Source organism: Streptomyces sp. NPDC001941, assembly GCF_040296945.1.
Taxonomy (GTDB): Bacteria; Actinomycetota; Actinomycetes; order Streptomycetales; family Streptomycetaceae; genus Streptomyces.
Map to the genome: position 1 here is coordinate 19,000 of NZ_JBEOYE010000093.1, position 15,128 is coordinate 34,127.

General features: G+C 70.2%; 18 protein-coding genes and 1 pseudogene. All 19 read left to right on the forward strand.

From position 1 onward, the window contains the following. Positions 1-544: 544 nt before the first annotated feature. Entirely contained in the window at positions 545-955 is a 411-nt protein-coding gene (locus ABT160_RS38125) for a hypothetical protein (protein WP_351652933.1), read from the forward strand. A 91-nt stretch (positions 956-1,046) separates the two neighbouring features. Next, positions 1,047-1,487, forward strand: a complete 441-nt coding sequence (locus tag ABT160_RS38130; protein WP_351652935.1) for a hypothetical protein — start codon at positions 1,047-1,049, stop codon at positions 1,485-1,487. A 158-nt stretch (positions 1,488-1,645) separates the two neighbouring features. After that, the gene (locus ABT160_RS38135; protein WP_351652937.1) at positions 1,646-1,801 is read left to right on the forward strand and encodes a hypothetical protein; all 156 of its coding nucleotides are present in this window, start codon (positions 1,646-1,648) and stop codon (positions 1,799-1,801) included. Between the two features lie 491 nt (positions 1,802-2,292). Continuing rightward, positions 2,293-2,892, forward strand: a complete 600-nt coding sequence (locus ABT160_RS38140; protein ID WP_351652938.1) for a hypothetical protein — start codon at positions 2,293-2,295, stop codon at positions 2,890-2,892. A gap of 310 nt (positions 2,893-3,202) precedes the next feature. After that, on the forward strand, positions 3,203-3,424 hold the full coding sequence (locus ABT160_RS38145) for a hypothetical protein (protein WP_351652940.1): 222 nt from the start codon (positions 3,203-3,205) through the stop codon (positions 3,422-3,424). Positions 3,425-3,722: 298 nt separating this feature from the next. After that, positions 3,723-4,382, forward strand: coding sequence for a bifunctional DNA primase/polymerase (locus tag ABT160_RS38150; RefSeq protein ID WP_351652942.1), 660 nt, complete (start codon positions 3,723-3,725; stop codon positions 4,380-4,382). 416 nt (positions 4,383-4,798) lie between these two features. Further along, a complete protein-coding gene (locus tag ABT160_RS38155) occupies positions 4,799-5,200 on the forward strand; it encodes a hypothetical protein (RefSeq protein ID WP_351652944.1) in 402 nt (133 codons plus the stop codon). Between the two features lie 759 nt (positions 5,201-5,959). After that, positions 5,960-6,451 (forward strand): hypothetical protein, encoded by a 492-nt coding sequence (locus ABT160_RS38160; protein WP_351652945.1) that lies wholly within the window; start codon positions 5,960-5,962, stop codon positions 6,449-6,451. A gap of 60 nt (positions 6,452-6,511) precedes the next feature. Continuing rightward, positions 6,512-6,793 (forward strand): hypothetical protein, encoded by a 282-nt coding sequence (locus tag ABT160_RS38165; protein ID WP_351652947.1) that lies wholly within the window; start codon positions 6,512-6,514, stop codon positions 6,791-6,793. 476 nt (positions 6,794-7,269) lie between these two features. Next, entirely contained in the window at positions 7,270-7,491 is a 222-nt protein-coding gene (locus ABT160_RS38170) for a hypothetical protein (protein ID WP_351652949.1), read from the forward strand. Positions 7,492-7,890: 399 nt separating this feature from the next. Further along, positions 7,891-8,811: a hypothetical protein gene (locus ABT160_RS38175; RefSeq protein ID WP_351652951.1), complete on the forward strand. Its 921-nt coding sequence runs from the start codon at positions 7,891-7,893 to the stop codon at positions 8,809-8,811. 213 nt (positions 8,812-9,024) lie between these two features. After that, a complete protein-coding gene (locus ABT160_RS38180) occupies positions 9,025-9,600 on the forward strand; it encodes a DUF6283 family protein (RefSeq protein WP_351652953.1) in 576 nt (191 codons plus the stop codon). Between the two features lie 456 nt (positions 9,601-10,056). Continuing rightward, positions 10,057-10,386 carry a hypothetical protein gene (locus ABT160_RS38185; RefSeq protein ID WP_351652955.1) on the forward strand — a complete coding sequence of 110 codons (330 nt, stop codon included), beginning with the start codon at positions 10,057-10,059 and terminating at the stop codon, positions 10,384-10,386. Positions 10,387-10,831: 445 nt separating this feature from the next. Continuing rightward, positions 10,832-11,107 carry a hypothetical protein gene (locus ABT160_RS38190; RefSeq protein WP_351652957.1) on the forward strand — a complete coding sequence of 92 codons (276 nt, stop codon included), beginning with the start codon at positions 10,832-10,834 and terminating at the stop codon, positions 11,105-11,107. A gap of 516 nt (positions 11,108-11,623) precedes the next feature. Next, positions 11,624-12,301, forward strand: a complete 678-nt coding sequence (locus ABT160_RS38195; protein WP_351652959.1) for a hypothetical protein — start codon at positions 11,624-11,626, stop codon at positions 12,299-12,301. A gap of 294 nt (positions 12,302-12,595) precedes the next feature. Then, positions 12,596-13,102 carry a hypothetical protein gene (locus ABT160_RS38200; protein ID WP_351652961.1) on the forward strand — a complete coding sequence of 169 codons (507 nt, stop codon included), beginning with the start codon at positions 12,596-12,598 and terminating at the stop codon, positions 13,100-13,102. Positions 13,103-13,170: 68 nt separating this feature from the next. Then, positions 13,171-13,560: a hypothetical protein gene (locus tag ABT160_RS38205; protein WP_351652962.1), complete on the forward strand. Its 390-nt coding sequence runs from the start codon at positions 13,171-13,173 to the stop codon at positions 13,558-13,560. A gap of 478 nt (positions 13,561-14,038) precedes the next feature. Further along, a complete protein-coding gene (locus tag ABT160_RS38210; protein ID WP_351652964.1) occupies positions 14,039-14,431 on the forward strand; it encodes a hypothetical protein in 393 nt (130 codons plus the stop codon). A 105-nt stretch (positions 14,432-14,536) separates the two neighbouring features. Then, positions 14,537-14,989: pseudogene (locus ABT160_RS38215) on the forward strand (DUF5983 family protein); the annotation flags it as partial. Between the last annotated feature and the right edge of the window lie 139 nt (positions 14,990-15,128).

Consider the following 15,128-nt stretch of genomic DNA (forward strand, 5'->3'; position numbering starts at 1 on the left):
CCCGGCTTCTCCAAGGCTACGCGGGCTCCTACGAATCCGGATTCCCCGACGAGTACGCATTCGAGGACTGGCTCTATCGCCTCGAGATCCTCTCCGAGGACGCTCTGGCTCTTGAGGACGGCGAACACGTCAGCGGACCCGCCGCGGACGCCTATCGCCATCGCGTTCACGCAGCCAACCGGCAGTTCGCTGGTCACGTCCTCACAAGTGACCGTCAGGCCCGCGACCTGCTGGGCAACCCGCTCCTCCAGATCCACCACGGCGAAGGCATGACCTGCGTCCTCGACCCCGCACAGGCCGCATGCCGCCTCCGCGGGACCACCGACGACCCGCTGGTCACCCCGGACATCGACGACTGCCGGCCCCAGTGCCGCAACATCGCGCGCACCGACCGCGACATCGAGCACGTGCGCCAGCACTACCACGACCTGGTCGAGATCACGGACGACCCGCTGGCGCCACCTATCCGGCATGAACGAGAGCGACGCGAGCTGGAGCGGCTGCGGCGCATCGTCACCACACACGAGACCGAAGGCAACGATCAGTGACCACCACCCGGACCAGCGAAGACGATCCAGTTCGCGCCGGGATCCTTGCCGCGATGGATCGGCTCCTCGCCGGCACCCCCTTGCGTTCCACCGGACGTCTCAGCGTCTCCCAGCTGGCGATCGAGGCTGGCATCAAGCGCTGGCACCTCACCCACCAGCACCTCGACCTCAAGGAACTCTTCCAAGCCCGCGTGAAAGCCCAGGGCAGTACCCCCGAGGCGTTCAGCAAGCAGCTCAGCGAGCACGAGAAGCTCAAGAAGAAGTACGACGATCTTCGCCAGCATGCCGCTGATCTCGAAGAACGCCTACGTGTCTATGCCACCGCGGTCAACCTTCTGGCGCTGGAGAACGACGCTCTCGCTGGCCGAGATGCCGGTGCTCAAGTGATCACCTTGCCCCGGACATAGGACGCACCCCGATCTGTCAGTACTCCAGGGCACACTGACGGTCTCGGGGCGGCACCCGGCCGTTCCGGTGAAACAAGGGGAGGCCAAGCCGATGCAGAGTGCAGCGGAGAAGGCTCAAGTGGGGGCGGAGGCTGAAGCGGCAGCACAGGCAGCGCTCGTTGCTGCAGGCTGGGAAGTGGTCAACCTCAATGAGTTGGCGAAGAACTTCCGATTTGCTGACCTTCTCGCGAAGCAGGGCTCCACGCGGCTCTTTGTCCAGGTCAAGGGCACGACTACCCAGGAGGGAAAGTTCGGAGCCCTGCCCGAGCGCGCGCAGGGCCTAGATGGATTTGCTGAGTGCCTCGATGCCATCGCTCTCTATGCGCTTGTCCATTTGACGTCGGACGGACCAGTCATCCGCTTCGGTCACGCTCAGCAAGTCGCGGCACTTGCAGCCAAGAGGATCGCTGCCTACCACGGCACACTCCGCTACCACCTCTACATCACAGACTTCACCTATGAGGCTGGGGACCTTGCTGAGTTCGTTGAGTGACTGATGGCCCAGGGCAACAGCGGTGCTATGAGCTGTTGCCTCTGAAGGGCACCACTATGGGCACTTGGCCTGCCCATCTTCACTCCGACGCCAGAGGGCAAACAACAGGCAAAAGAGGCGAGATAATGTACGAGCCTCACGAGGATAAGGAGCGCTGCATGGCCGCCCTGTGTGGGGGCGAGGACCTGGGCCTCACGGTGCGGGATCTGGTGAACGGGGCGGTGGAGACAGCCGTCAGGACCAGCCGCGCTCTGGATCCGAACCGGGTCTACGCCGACAACGCGACTGCGCTCCTGGCCGATCTGGCCCCTTGACCGGCTCCCGTGGCCGACGCCCCACCCCTTGCCATGTGTCGAGGGGTGGGGCGTTGGTGTCTCCCAGGCTTGTCGTTGCGTGCGTGGGCGTTGCTGTCCCTTCGCCTGCGCGGGTAGGGGGCGGAGCGTTGCGTGGGTTGGTGGTCTGCGGGTCAGTGTGCGGGCACCGAGAACGTCCCTCCCGCTCCACTCCTGGCCGCTGAGCCCGGGGGAGTGGTTGAGCGCGCCGTGCACCGGCCCGGCCGGACGTGTTCTCGCACCCCGTTCCCTGCTCTGGAGGTGCCATGCCCGCGCTTGCCCACCCGCACACCACACCCGCCTGTCCGCCGTCCGCCGTCCCCACTCCTGCTGCCGTCCCGGCCGCGTCCGCCGTGCAGGCCGGGTGCGGGGGTCCGACTGTGCCTGCTGTCGCGCCCACGTCTGCGAGCCCGGCCGGGCCTGCTGCCCAGCAGGCCGCTGTCCTGGCTGGGCCGGCGACCATGCCGATGGCGATGGCCGCCGAGACCCCCACCGTTACCCCGGCCGGGAGTGTCGTGGCGGGGTGTTACGGCGGGCCGCGCATCGCGGCCGCCGACTTTTTCACCCACGCTCGTTCCGGTCGTGGCTTGAGTGAGTTGCCGTCCTTCGCGGACGGTGACAGTGTCTGCTGCCCGCAGGGCACCGAGTGGATGCGCTATGAGGGCCGGTGGATCGTGCCGGGCCAGGCGCCGGGTCTGGCGCTCGGCGATGACACGGTCCGCGGCTGGTGGCGTGCCCGTCACCAGGCGGACAGCAAGTTCGCCCTGGTCCACCGGCTCACCCCCGATGAGATCCACCTGATCGGCCACGGCGGCTACGTCAGTTCCCACAGCGTCTGTGACACCGTAGTCAAGGCCCCGGTTTCCGGCCGGTGGCTGCGCCAGCTGGCCTGGCACACGGCCCGTACTCGCACCTCCACACTGAGCGTGCATGTGGAGCTGCCGACCGGCATCGTCACCCTCCATTCCCGAGGGTACGGCGACGTCTTCTTCCACCCCGCCCACGCTTTCGCCCCAGCCCGCACCACCTTCTGGCCTTCGAGGCAGACCCTCTTGCCCACTGCCCGCACCTGACCTGTTCTGACGCCCGCCCCGCATCGGGGCGGGCCGTTCAGCGCTGTGCAGGGTGAGCTGACGCCAGCGCTACGCACACCTCGCCCATCGCCCCGACACCAATCAAGTGTGGCCGGCGCAGACGAAGGGTTCACTCGTCAGACCCCGCTGCTGTTGTGCCGTGCCGGTGGTGGTTGGCGAGGCCCCTCGGGCATGGAGGGGTTGCGCCTGTTGCCCATTGTGCAAGCACCGTGATGGCAAACCTCCGGCTCTGGGAGAGGCCCAACGCCCAAGAGCAGAGCTGAACATCCCGCCACCTACGACACTGTGAGTGATCTTCTTGAACTTCCTTCTGGCTTCCGGCTCCACCCTGAGCAGCGTCAAGGCTCTGCCGTGGTGGGTTCAGCTCCTCATCGGAGTGACCCTGCTGCTCGGCGGCGTGATCCTCGGAAAGATCAACGAACGTAAGGACGTCGACAGCGAGGCCGTCGAATTGGTCGCGTTTGTCATGAAGCTCGCCGCCGTCTTCCTCGTCGTGTACGCGCTCCTGTGACCCGCGCTGCCCGTACCTGACCCGCACCGCTACCCGATGGCCCGCTCCGCTTCCTTCCGGGAGCGGGCCTCCCTGCGGCGACGAACCTCTCCCCAACCCTGCTCCAGCGCAGCAATCCCGCATGACACCCTGCCCCGATGCACCGCCCCCGGGGGCGGCCCCCAGCCCGCTCCTACCTCGGGGGCCACGTGGCCGGGGGAGGGATGGGCATCACCGGCCCCTTGCTCGCTGCGGCGGGCGGCTCCGATGCATCGGACCGTCCCGGCAGGGCCCGTCTCACCACAGAAAGCACCGGCACATGTCCCGTCTTCCCTCGCGTCACTTCCTGCGGGAAGCCGCGCTGGACGCCGCACGGCGCGGCTGGCGTGTCTTCCCCCTCCAACCCGGGGGTACCGACCCGGCCATCCAAGACTGGCAGCACAGGGCAACCAGCGACCCAGAACGCATCATTCGCGCCTGGAAGTACGGCCCCTACAACGTCGCCCTGGCCCCCTGCACCTCCGGACTACTCGCCCTTGATCTCCTCGCAGCGCGCCCCGGGCAGAGCCCGCCACGCCACGCCCAGGGCCGCGGCGTCCACGACGGTGCCGACGTCCTCGCTGTACTCACCGAGCAGGCCCACGCCCGCTTCCCCGCGGACACCTACACCGTCACCCATCCCGATGGCGGCTTCTCTCTGATCTTCACCCACCCCGCCGGACCGTGCCCACAAGCCAGTCCCGCGGAAGCCACGGACAGTCTTCTGGGCTGGCACGTGTGCATCCGCTCCGCCAACTCCTACGTCCTGCTCGCTGGCAGCACTACCAGCAAGGGCAGTTACACCCTCGCCCACGCCGCTCCGCTCCCCGCACCGTGGCCCGGCTACCTCGCCGACCATCTCGCCGGCAGCCCCGTTTCCGCCCACTGCCACCAGAGCGGCCCGGCAGGCCAGCCCACCCTGCCCGGCCACAGCCCGTGAACGCCCGGCAGACGGCCTTTCGCGCGCACGGTCAGCACGTTCTCCTGCCGGATCCACCGACCCGGGACGCACACCGCACGAGCAACGGGGCAAGTCCGTGGACCAGCCGCCAATGGGCCCGCGCCAGGCGGGCACCAAGGCGCCGGGGGTGCCGCCCGCCTGCCCAAACGCCGGAGCGCGCCCGATGCAGGCGGCCACCACACGCTTCCGGGTCTGTTCGGCACGCCCGCCCAGTGCCCGTACGGGTTGTTGCGCGTGTAGCCCTCTGCAAGTCCACTGTCTATCCGGCGGCCCGGCCAGGTAGCGGTACTCCCGCCGCCTCTGGCCGGGCCGTGCCAGGCATCGTCCCGGCCCGTGCCGGTCCAGTCCTGGCAGGGCCCGTTCCCGATCAACTCGCTTCCCTGCTGGAGGACTCCATGAAGACGACACGCAGCGGCTACGTCCTGGCATTCGAGCACGTCCTGGACGACCTGCGGGCCACCGCGAGCCTGTGCAAAAACCCGGCACACCTCGCGTTCGTCACCACCGCGATCACCGCGTTCGAACAGGACGGCCCCGACGCTGACCCGGCCCTTCACGGCTGCCCCCGCGCCGACGCCCGCCGGATCTTCACCGAGGTCACCGAGGCATACATCACCCTCGACACCGCCATGCGTGTCCAGGCCAGCAACGGCAACCTCTTCCGGGACTTCCACCTGCCCTACACCCGCCACCGGGGCACCCAAGCCCGCCGAGCCGCGCACCAGGCCCGCCAGGCCCGCCGAGGGAGCACCGGCCTGGACCAGCTGCGCCGCCGACTGACCATCACCCCACCCTGACCGGAACGAGCTGCCGACCAGGTCCACACCCCACAGCCCCCGCCCCTCCTTCGGCATACCGCCCCGGGCCGGGGGCTGTTCCCTTCCTCGGGAGAGCAGTTGCGGGGCTTGGCCGCTGCCGGGTCAGAATGCCGCTCCCGGACCGGAAGGCCCCGCCAGCCCGCCGTCTGCCAGTCGTCTGCTAGATCTCGGTGACCCGGTACCCGTCCGCCTGCCGGGCATGCCCTTGCGCGCCGTCGGGCGTCTTGCTGTGTGCCGGGTCAGAGTACGGTCACCGGCCCGGAGACGGCGGTGAGCATTCCCTCGCCTCCGGGGCCGCTCCGCTTCCCAGACCTGCCCAGTTGCGGGGCTTGCCCTGCCGCCCGGCACAGTGCGGTCCGCCGCCACCAAGGGGCGGTGACCAGGACACCGTTACCGCCCAGCCTCTCGGCCACCCGGCTGATCCGGCTTCGCATGCCACGTGTTCGAAGGAGATTCCCCCGCATGTCCATATCCACCCGCACCACCTCTCCTGCCACCAATACCGCGGCTATGGCCCGTGAGGCCGCGACCGGCGAGGCAGGGCAACCGCGTACACCGCACAGGGAGCCCCGTTACCCGCACATCCCCGCCGAGGCGGGCAACGCCAACATTCGGGCCCTGCTCGGCCAGGGTGTCCACCCCGCCAGCCGACAGCCCCTGGCTGAGGCTCCCGGCGCGAACTGTGGGACTTGCGTTCTCGCCTATTCCGTCCAGCTCCCCAACCGTGATGGTGCCGCCGTGAGCGAGCGCCTGAAATGCTCCAAGGCGCCGATCAGCCGCCGAGGCCGCCAAGGCATCGACCTGCGCCCTGCCACCAGCAATCAGCCTGCTACCCCCGCGTGCACCTTGCACTGCACGTTCGCCGACTGGCCGTGCGACCCCGACGGCCGCTACAGCACCGGTGTCGGTCAGATTGGCGCAGGCCGGGACCACGCTGATGAGTGGGGCGTTTACGCCGTGTATCGGATCTTCGGTATCGACCCTGAACACCCGCGCGTGTGGGTCGAGCTCGAAGCCGAGATGACCCCGCAGACGACCTCCCTCAGTGGCTATACCGCCCGTGTACCCGAACCACGACGCTCCCGTCCGGACCAGGCATACCCGTTCCGCTTCTGGACCGACCTGGCCCGCCTGCGTGTCGCCCAGGTCACGCACCCCGCCAACCCCCACCAGTGCACGCACGAACTTGTCCGCGGTGGTCGCGTCCTGAACAGCACGATCGGCCACTGACCGCTTCCTTCCTGGGGCCCTACCGGGCCCCAGGCCCACTCGCTCCCGAGATAGGACGTCATGACCTCCCTGCACCCAGACTTCCTGCGCCTGGTCGCTCTGCTCGCCGAACACGACGAGACAGACGGCAACCTCCCGGCCGCAGACGGGACGATCGCCGGATACGACAACTTCGCCCTTCTTGGCGCAGCTGCCCACCGGGCCTTGCTGATGGCAGAGGGCCTCAGCACCCTGCACAAGACCCTCAACGCCCAGCAGGGCCACGAGTTCCTACAGCTCTTGTCCGCGATGTGGACGGACGGGTTTGCCATCGGCGCCCGCTCCCAGCAGGCAGTCGCCTGAACCGCGTTCGCCCCGACAACCGCCGACGGCCCACCCCACGGGGACGGGCCGTCGGCCTGCCCGTCCCGGCTCCGGAAAGCGACCCGTCACCATGCAGGCCACGCACCTCGACCTGCCCCTGCTTGCCCCGCTAGCCGACCGGCACAGCACCATGCGCTGCCCCCTCCAGCTCCGAAGAGACAGGGCTATATCTCACACGAGAACTCGGGCCTGGACAGTCCGCTCGCCGATCCGTGCGACGCCTTTACAACCGAGCTCGCACAGGCCCGTCCGCCGGTTCCGGCCGGCGAGGATGCAGGCCTTGCCGGCCAGCAACCTCCACCGCCCCCTGGGCCTTCGGACCTGGGGCACTGCCACCCCTACGACCACACAGGAGGCACACCAAGAACAGCGAACTCGACGTTTTCTGGAAAGCCATCGCTGTCCAGCTCCAGGAACTGCGCACGGCCCAGCGTGCTGATGACGTCCTTCGGATCTTGGCCAACAGCGAGGACCCCAACTGGGGCTTCTTTGCCGGTTCCGGCGGTGACGAAACGGTCGCCGCAGCCCTGCGCACCGCAGGCTGGGAAGAAATCTGGGCGGAGTCCTCGATCTACTACACGATGCGGGCCCCGGATGGCTCGATGATCACCTACATCGAGGGCGACATCCGTCGTGGTGACCGGGACGGCAACACATCCGGCCAGAAAGCCACCTGATCTCCCGGACATCCCCGCGCTGCCCAGCCCAGCAAGGCCCGCCCGCAGTCTTCCGCGGCGGGCCTTGCGGCGTTCACGTTCGTGGGCGCGCCGGGCGTCCCCGTACTGCCTCCAGCCAGGCGGCATCGGGCAAAGCACTGACCGCGACGGGGCCTGCGTCAGCCAGCTCAGGCCGGGCCGTCAAGCCCGCAGCTTCACCGGCGCACAACCCGGCAGCTGCCCCGTCCCGAGGAGCCCCGCCCTGAGCCGCGCCGGGGCGTGCGAGGGCGGTCCGCCCGCCTTGGCACGCCACAGCCGCCCCGAGAACGAGCCTAGCCGGTTGTATGTGGCTTGCGTGGCTTGCCCGTTTGCGTCGCATGGTTCCCGTTGTCTGCTTCGATCAGCCCCTAGGGAGATCTCATGGGATACGAGTTGTACTACGAGGGCCGTGTCTTCTTCGACCGACCGCTGACCTTGGAACACCTCCAGGGTGATGATCCCGCTAACCTGAGCCGGTTCTTCATCCCCCTGTACGGCCAGCCCGAGCCCGAGGGCACGTCGTCCGGCCGCTACCTCACTGGCTTCGAGGTTGACGAGGAGAGCTGTGTGTACGCCAGGTCGGGCCCCTGGAACGACGACTTCGAGGCGATCGAGGAGTTCGCACTCCGCCACAACCTCACCCTCACCGCAGACCTGCGCTGGCAGAACGACAGCTGCTCACCTGACCCCGATGAAGACCGTGGCTACGTCATCTTCGACGCCCAGGGCCAGCACCACTCGGTTTCCGACAGTAGCAACGCCAAGAACGTCGACACCCACCGTCAACGCACCTGCACCTGCTACGAACCCCTCACGCCGCGCGCCCCGTACCCGACGTCCCCCACCTTCGGCCAGCCTGGTACCGATGCCGCCACCCAGACTGCGCACGCCCTGTTCCACGCTGTCCTTCAGACCGCCCGCACCGTGGCGTGCGACCACCCCGACGACGCCGATCTCATGGCCCAGATCGAGGAGATGGACAGCCCCCGCGCCCTGGCCGCTCTGAACGCTGCCGCCTTGCCCTCGGACCTGATCGGTCCCATCGCTGACGCCCTGGCCCTCCTTGCCCCCCGCTCCTACGCCCCGCCCGCCACCGCCGCCGAGAGCCTGGGCCTCGTTCCGGCTCCGGCTCTGGGGGCTGAGGCCACGGGGCCGGTGGTCGGCCCCGTCACCGCCGTCAATGAGGGGAAGCTGACCGACTACGCCGTCCACTGCACGACCCACGGGCAGATCGTGTTCGCCGCGGAGGTGTACGTAGCGCGCGCCCTGCGCGAAGCACACATCACCCGCCACCACAACTGACCAGCCCTGCCTGCCCTTTCGGCCCCGCGCCCGAGACACTCATTACGGGCGCGGGGCGGTCCTCACTTCCGGCCCGGTGGCAGAGCGAAGCGGCCCCGGCCCGATGCCGCCTCACGGCGGCGTCTGCACCGCGCCGTATCGGGCGAAACCCGCCTGCGCGTCCTGGCGGAGTCGTGGTCCCGGTGTGCAGCTCTCCGTCCGTCTCTTCGAGGGATGGCTGGGTGTGGGCCGGTATGGCTCGTGGCCGGCCTGGCAGACGTGGTTGCGGCGCTTGCCCTCACCCCCACTACGCTCCGGCCACGGCCACGCCATCACCCCTCGCCCCAAGATGGGGCGGCATTCATACAGCCCAGGAGGCGCCGCGTGACGACACTCCCGCCCGCACCCCGCCCCTGCACGTCCTGCCCCTACAAGAGAGATACTCCCTCAGGTATCTGGTCGCCCGAGGAGTACGCAAAGCTCGCCCTCTACGACGGCCCCACGTGGTCCCAGCCCCCGCGCCTTTTCCAGTGTCATGTTCACGACCACGACGCCGACGGCGTCCGCGTCTGCGGCGGCTGGGCCGGATGCCACGACATGGCGGAGTCCCTCAGCCTCCGCCTTGCCGTGGAGTGCGGCCAGATCGGCCCGCACATCGCGCAGGCCATCCTTGACTACGAGTCCCCGGCACCGCTGTTCACCTCCGGCTCCGAAGCCGCCGCCCATGGCCTGCGTGACCTCCACACTCCCGGCCCCGCAGCCCGCCGCGCGATCAATAAGATCACCCGCACGCGTACCGACCTCACCTGAACCCCTACCGCGTTCCGCCCACCCGTCGTACGCTGCCGCGCCCGCTGAGCCGCTCGGCGCCCGGCCCATGGCCCCGCTTCCCAGCACCCGGCCCATCCGCCGTGTCCCGGTGTACCGGCCGTGGGAATGGCGACCCCCCTGCTCTCCAGGCCATCCCTAGCGTCTCGGCAGCCCGAGGGTCCCCGGCCCGTCCTCGCGCGCCCGGGCGGGGTGGTGGCGGCACAGCTGTTCGTGCCGTGCTGCCCCGGCACGGCGGTCCGTTCCGGGCGGGGTTGTTGCGGCGTGGCGTGTGGTCGTTCCGCGCCGCTGTTTTGCTTTCCGCCGGGTTGTTCTGTGCCTGGTGTGTTGTTCGGTGTTCGGTTGCGCGGCTTGGGTGGTCCTCCCGCATCTTTACACCACGCCCCGACCACCCCCAACACCCCTCAACACACCCTGATTTCCGAAGGACTTCACACTATGTCTGCTTCTACTGCCGTTCAGTTCCTGCGCAATGCTTGCAGCCGTGCGCAGATCACCACCCAGCTCTACGCCGACGGGGCCAGCCGGTGTGTGGCTATCAACGTCGGCGTCAACGGTCTGATCCTGATCAGTGGTGCCGCCGGGGGAGCTCGGGAGAACGAGATCGACTACCACCCGCGCGAGCACCAGGGCTGGGGAGCGGTCTACTACTCCGACTGCGTCCACGGCGACGACGTGCGTGACTTCTACCAGTCCACCGATCCGGACCTGGTCCAGGACACCTCCCGGCTTCTCGCGGCCGTCCAGAACATCATCGCCGGACACTGACAGCCCCACCCCCCACCCCCAGTCCCCACCCCCCTCCGCCGTTGTGGGAGGTGGCGGGGGCGGGTTGTCCCAGGAAGGAAGTTCCCGGGACAACCCGCGTACCGGTCCTGTCTGACGTGCCCCGTCCGTCCGCCCGTGCCCCGCCGCCGCACAGTGACTGCGCCCGCCCGCCCGCGCCGCGTCCACCGGGCCGTCCGCGGGCTGGCGTGGCTGGAGGGATCGGCGGCCCACCCCCGACCGACCCATCGCACCGCCGTACCGTGGCCTGTCCGCCCCGCGCCCTGGTCCCGCCCGGGGGCCGAGCGTCGTGCTTGGTCCGGCCGCACGTTGGCCGTGTGTACGTGTCGTGTCGCTGTCCTGCTGGTGGTGTTGCGGCGCTAGCCCCCGCCGCGCCCATGGTGGAGCCCGCCCCGCTTCACCCCACCCCAACAATGGAGTCCACCCCATGTTCACCATCCGTGCCGCCCGTGCCCGCATCACCCGCCGCCGACTCACCAGGCTCGGCCGCCGCAACCAGTGGCTGAAGGCCACCGTCTACGACTCCGACCCCTCCACGCCGGTAGCTGGCACCTACGGCCGCGGCTCCGCCCCCCTTCCCTTCCCCCTGGCCTCCCCTCACACCGCGCCCTACCTCACCCGCAGCCGCCCCGATGTCGACCGCACCCCGAGCAGCCCCTACCCCCGATACCTGACCCGCACCCCCCAGCGCTACCGACGCTAGACCTGCGTCCAAAGCCCCTACCATCCCAGCCCCTTGGTCTGTCGCCGGGCCGGGGGGCCGGGCCTGCTTCGGCCTGAGGGGCGCTTCGCAGTATTTCGCGAGGTGCACCCGCCTCGCCGGCACCCCTACCGGCACGGCGGGTGAGGTGTTCGGTACCGCGCCTGACGTGCCCCGCACCTCCTGAAAACCCCGCCCCGCCCCTGCCCCCCCCCGCCTGCCCTGCCCCGGCGAGCCCACCCACGGGCTGGCCGGGGCAGCGTGCTGACGGGCCCCCCGAACCCGTCTGTGCCAGGCTCTGGCCCGGCCCTGGCGGTCCCGTCATTGGTCCGGTTCGGGCTCTGGGCCGGGTTGCGGCGTGAGGGGGTTGGGGGTTGCGGGTGTAGCCGGCCGTCGGGCCAGTCTTTCGTCTACCGGTCCGGGGGAGCGGTGAGTCCCCCCGCCCCCTCGGGCCGCCACCACCCGCCCCGGCCTGCCCGCCCCTGCCCCGGCCTATCCCAGTGCAAGGAGACACCGTCCATGACCGAACTGATCTACCCCCGCCGTGCCGACGACATCGCTGCCCGCGCGCGGATGGCGCTTGCCGCCTACCGTGCTGTCCCGGCTCGCGCGGCCACCTGCGAACTGCACGCCTGTCTGGACGACATGTGGCACTACGGCTACTTCGCCCTCCGCAACGCCGGTACCGCCACCTGCCCGTGGCCTGAGATCAACCGGCATGTGTTCGACGCGATCAAGCTCTTCGCACCGTCCGCCACCGGCCAGCTGGGCGGGCCCGCGCGGGCGGCCCGGGCCGCCGCCGACGCCATCCACCGCTTCCACCAGGCCACCCCCACCCCTACCGCGGCGACTGCACCCGAACCCCTTTACACGCGCACCGAAGTCGAACGCGCCGCCGACTCCGCCTTCGACCGCCTGCGCCAGTACCTCCCGCTCGACCACCGTCACGACCGCGTTTTCGTCACTCAGGCGTTCCTGGCCTTCCTCGACAATCCCGACAGTCCCTACCCCTTCACCAGCCACGATCCCGACGAAGACGAAGACGAAGACGAAGACGACGCCGTGGGCGTGGGCGATGGGGCGGGGGAGAGCGGCAGCGTGGGAGAGAGCGAGGAGGGCGTCAGCAGTGAGGGCCCGCCTACTGCCCAGCCCTCCAAGGAGATTGCGCGTCCGGCGCCACGAAGAACTTCACGATGATGCTCACCTGTCCCGGCGAGTTCATCACGTGGGCTGGCCGGGGCAGTGTGCTGTCGGGCCCGTTCCTGTCCCGTGTTCCGCTCATACCCCCGTCCCGCGCCACCTTGTTCTTGCCGGACTCTGTCCCTGCCCCTGGTCCGCCCGGCTCTGTCCTGGCGCTGGCCCTGTCCCTGGGCGGGGGTTGGGGGTTGCGGGTGTTGCCGGCCGTCGGGCCAGTCTTTCGCTTACCGGCCCGGGCCAGCGGTGAACACCCTCCCGCCCCTCGGGCGGCCACACCACCGGAAGGCATCACCGATGACCACCACACCGCATCACCGGGACCGTCTGCCCCCAAGCACCGCGGACGGCATCATCTGCCAGAAGACAGGCCTGGACCTGCCCGCCCTCCTGGACTCCACCCACCCCCTGGCCCAGCCCTTGCGCCTGATCCGCAACCACCTGGTCCTCGCCGAACAGACCCTGAGGCACGTCAGCGACAGGACGGCCCAGAGCATCGCGGTACGCCGTGAACTCCTCGACGCGGGCCACCTGGCCATCAGCCCCGCCTGGACCCCTGCGGCAGGTGTCCTGGATCACCTCCTCGGCGAACGTGTCGGGACTATCAACGCGCTGAGCGCCCTCCTCGACTGCTGGACATGGGAGCCCGCCAACCCACCCGAGCCCGGCCCCAATCCCGATCCCGAGCCCGGCCCGGGGCCGCAGCAGGAGCCGGAGCGGGAGTTGACTGCCCAGGAGACCGGCGAGCGCGAGAACGCCCTTGGCTTCTGGCTCGGTCCCCGCACCGCCGACCCGGCCCCCTGAACCCGGTGCCACCCACAGCCCCCACCCCGCCCTGCCTTGGTCCTGACGCACTCTGGGAGACGACCACCGTGAACACCACCCCCGCCGCTGTCCCCGCCGCCGAACAGCTCCTCGACATGCCCGAGCCCACGATCGACCTTTCCACAGTCACCCCCTACACGGCGGGCATCGTGCGCCTTGCCGCAGCGAAGGGCCTGCACCCTGCCTGGGGACAGCCCCAAGGCCACACCCGCCGCATCATCCTTGACGCGCTCTGCCCGCACGGCACGTTCGGCACCCTCGTCATCGGCCGCACCAGCGGCAGGGTCCTGCGCGCCGAGCTCATCCACAACAACGACGCCAAGACACCCCGCCGTGCTCGGGGCACCAACAACGTACGGGCCCTGCTCACGGAGTTGGCCCCGTCCGCCTGCCGCCAGGGCTGCACCGCGCAGTCCTCGTCCGCCTGCCGTCCCTGACGCATCGTGGTGTGCCCGCCTACGGCCCGCTGTCCCCGTCCCCGGGGATGCGGGCCGTTGCCGCGCCCGCCCGCCCGCATGGCCCTGCCCGGCCCGTCCCCGTAGGTTCTGGGGACGGGCCGCCAGCGCGCCAGCGGCCCGGGGCACGCAGCCCGGCACCTTGGCCCGGACGAGTCCGCGCAGTCCTCGGCGGCCTGCCCTTCCTGACCCCCTCGCCTCGCCGTGCCGCGCCTACGGCCCGCTGTCCCCGTCCCCGTCCCCGGGGCAGCGGGCCGTTGCTGTGCCCGCCCGCCCGCCCGCCCGCCCGGCCCTGCCCGGGCCGGGTCTGGTGCGGGGGTTGCGCCGCTTGCCGGCCGTCGCCGCACGGTGAACCCACCAGCGGGCCGTACCGGCCCCGCCCCGCCCCCAGGCCCGGGCCCCCGGGCCGGGGGGTCTTCAGCCCCCGGGGCCCCTGCCCCCTGAGAAGCGGAGCGTCACCGTGACCAGCCCGAGCAGCCCGAGCAGCCCGACCCGTCCGACCCGTCCGACCAGTCTGACGGGCGCGGTCAGCGCGGCCAGCGCGACCGCCCCGACGGGCGCGACCGCCTCGACCCGCGTGACCGGTGTGGTGGGTGTCGATCCGGCTGTCCTGTGGCAGGACCTCGCCGACGCCCTGAACGCCCTGATCACCGCCGGGCACACCCCCGCGTTCCACAACCGCTACGGATCACGCAACCACTGGCAGCACCAGCCCTACCTCTCCACCCCCCTCCACTCAGACGCCCCCTGGGTCGTCTTCGACCTGGCCCGGCGTTCCTTCGTCGTCTCCACCCGGGCCGACACGCTCCGCGGCACACACGACCGGCGCCCCCGGCGCAGGACCCGCCGCTGACCCCCGGCCGCCCCGCCCCCGCTGTGCGCCCCGCCCGGGCCGTCCCGCCCGGGCCGCGCTGGCCGGGCCTTGCCCCTGACCCCCACCCCGAAAGAAGGCACCCCTATGTCCTCCCGCTATGAAGTCACAGTCACCCGCACCGACACCCCCCTCACCGTCCTAGGCCCCTCCGAACTCGCCTACACCCTCACCGACTTCACGCCCACCAGCGACTCCACCGTCCACGCCCTGGCCCTCGGCGACAGCAACGCCACGGCACTGGTCATCGTCGACGAGCCCAGGGCCCTGCGCGCCTTCGCGGGCGCTGTTGTCAACGAGCTCGACCGGTGCCTGCCCGGACCGTCGATCGACCCGACCGCCGGGGCCCGCGTCCGGGCCTTCCTCGACCTGTCCACCGCCCACCTCAGCCCCGCCACCCATGCATGGCTCGCCGCCCCGCAGCGCGACTGCATCTGGCCGACCGACAACGGCTGGTTCATGTGGGTCCCCACCCAGGACGAAGACCAGCACGGCCAGGAGACACAGGACGGGTCCGGCTGGCCCGACGACCTGCTGCTCCTGGCCCGCCTCGCCCGCGAGCACCACTGCTCCTACATCCTCCTGGACCGGGACGTAGCGGATGGCGAAGCCGCTGAGCTGGTCGGTCTGGTCGGCGCCTGAGCCGGCGACCAGGTGGGCGACGACCTTGTCCAGGCGG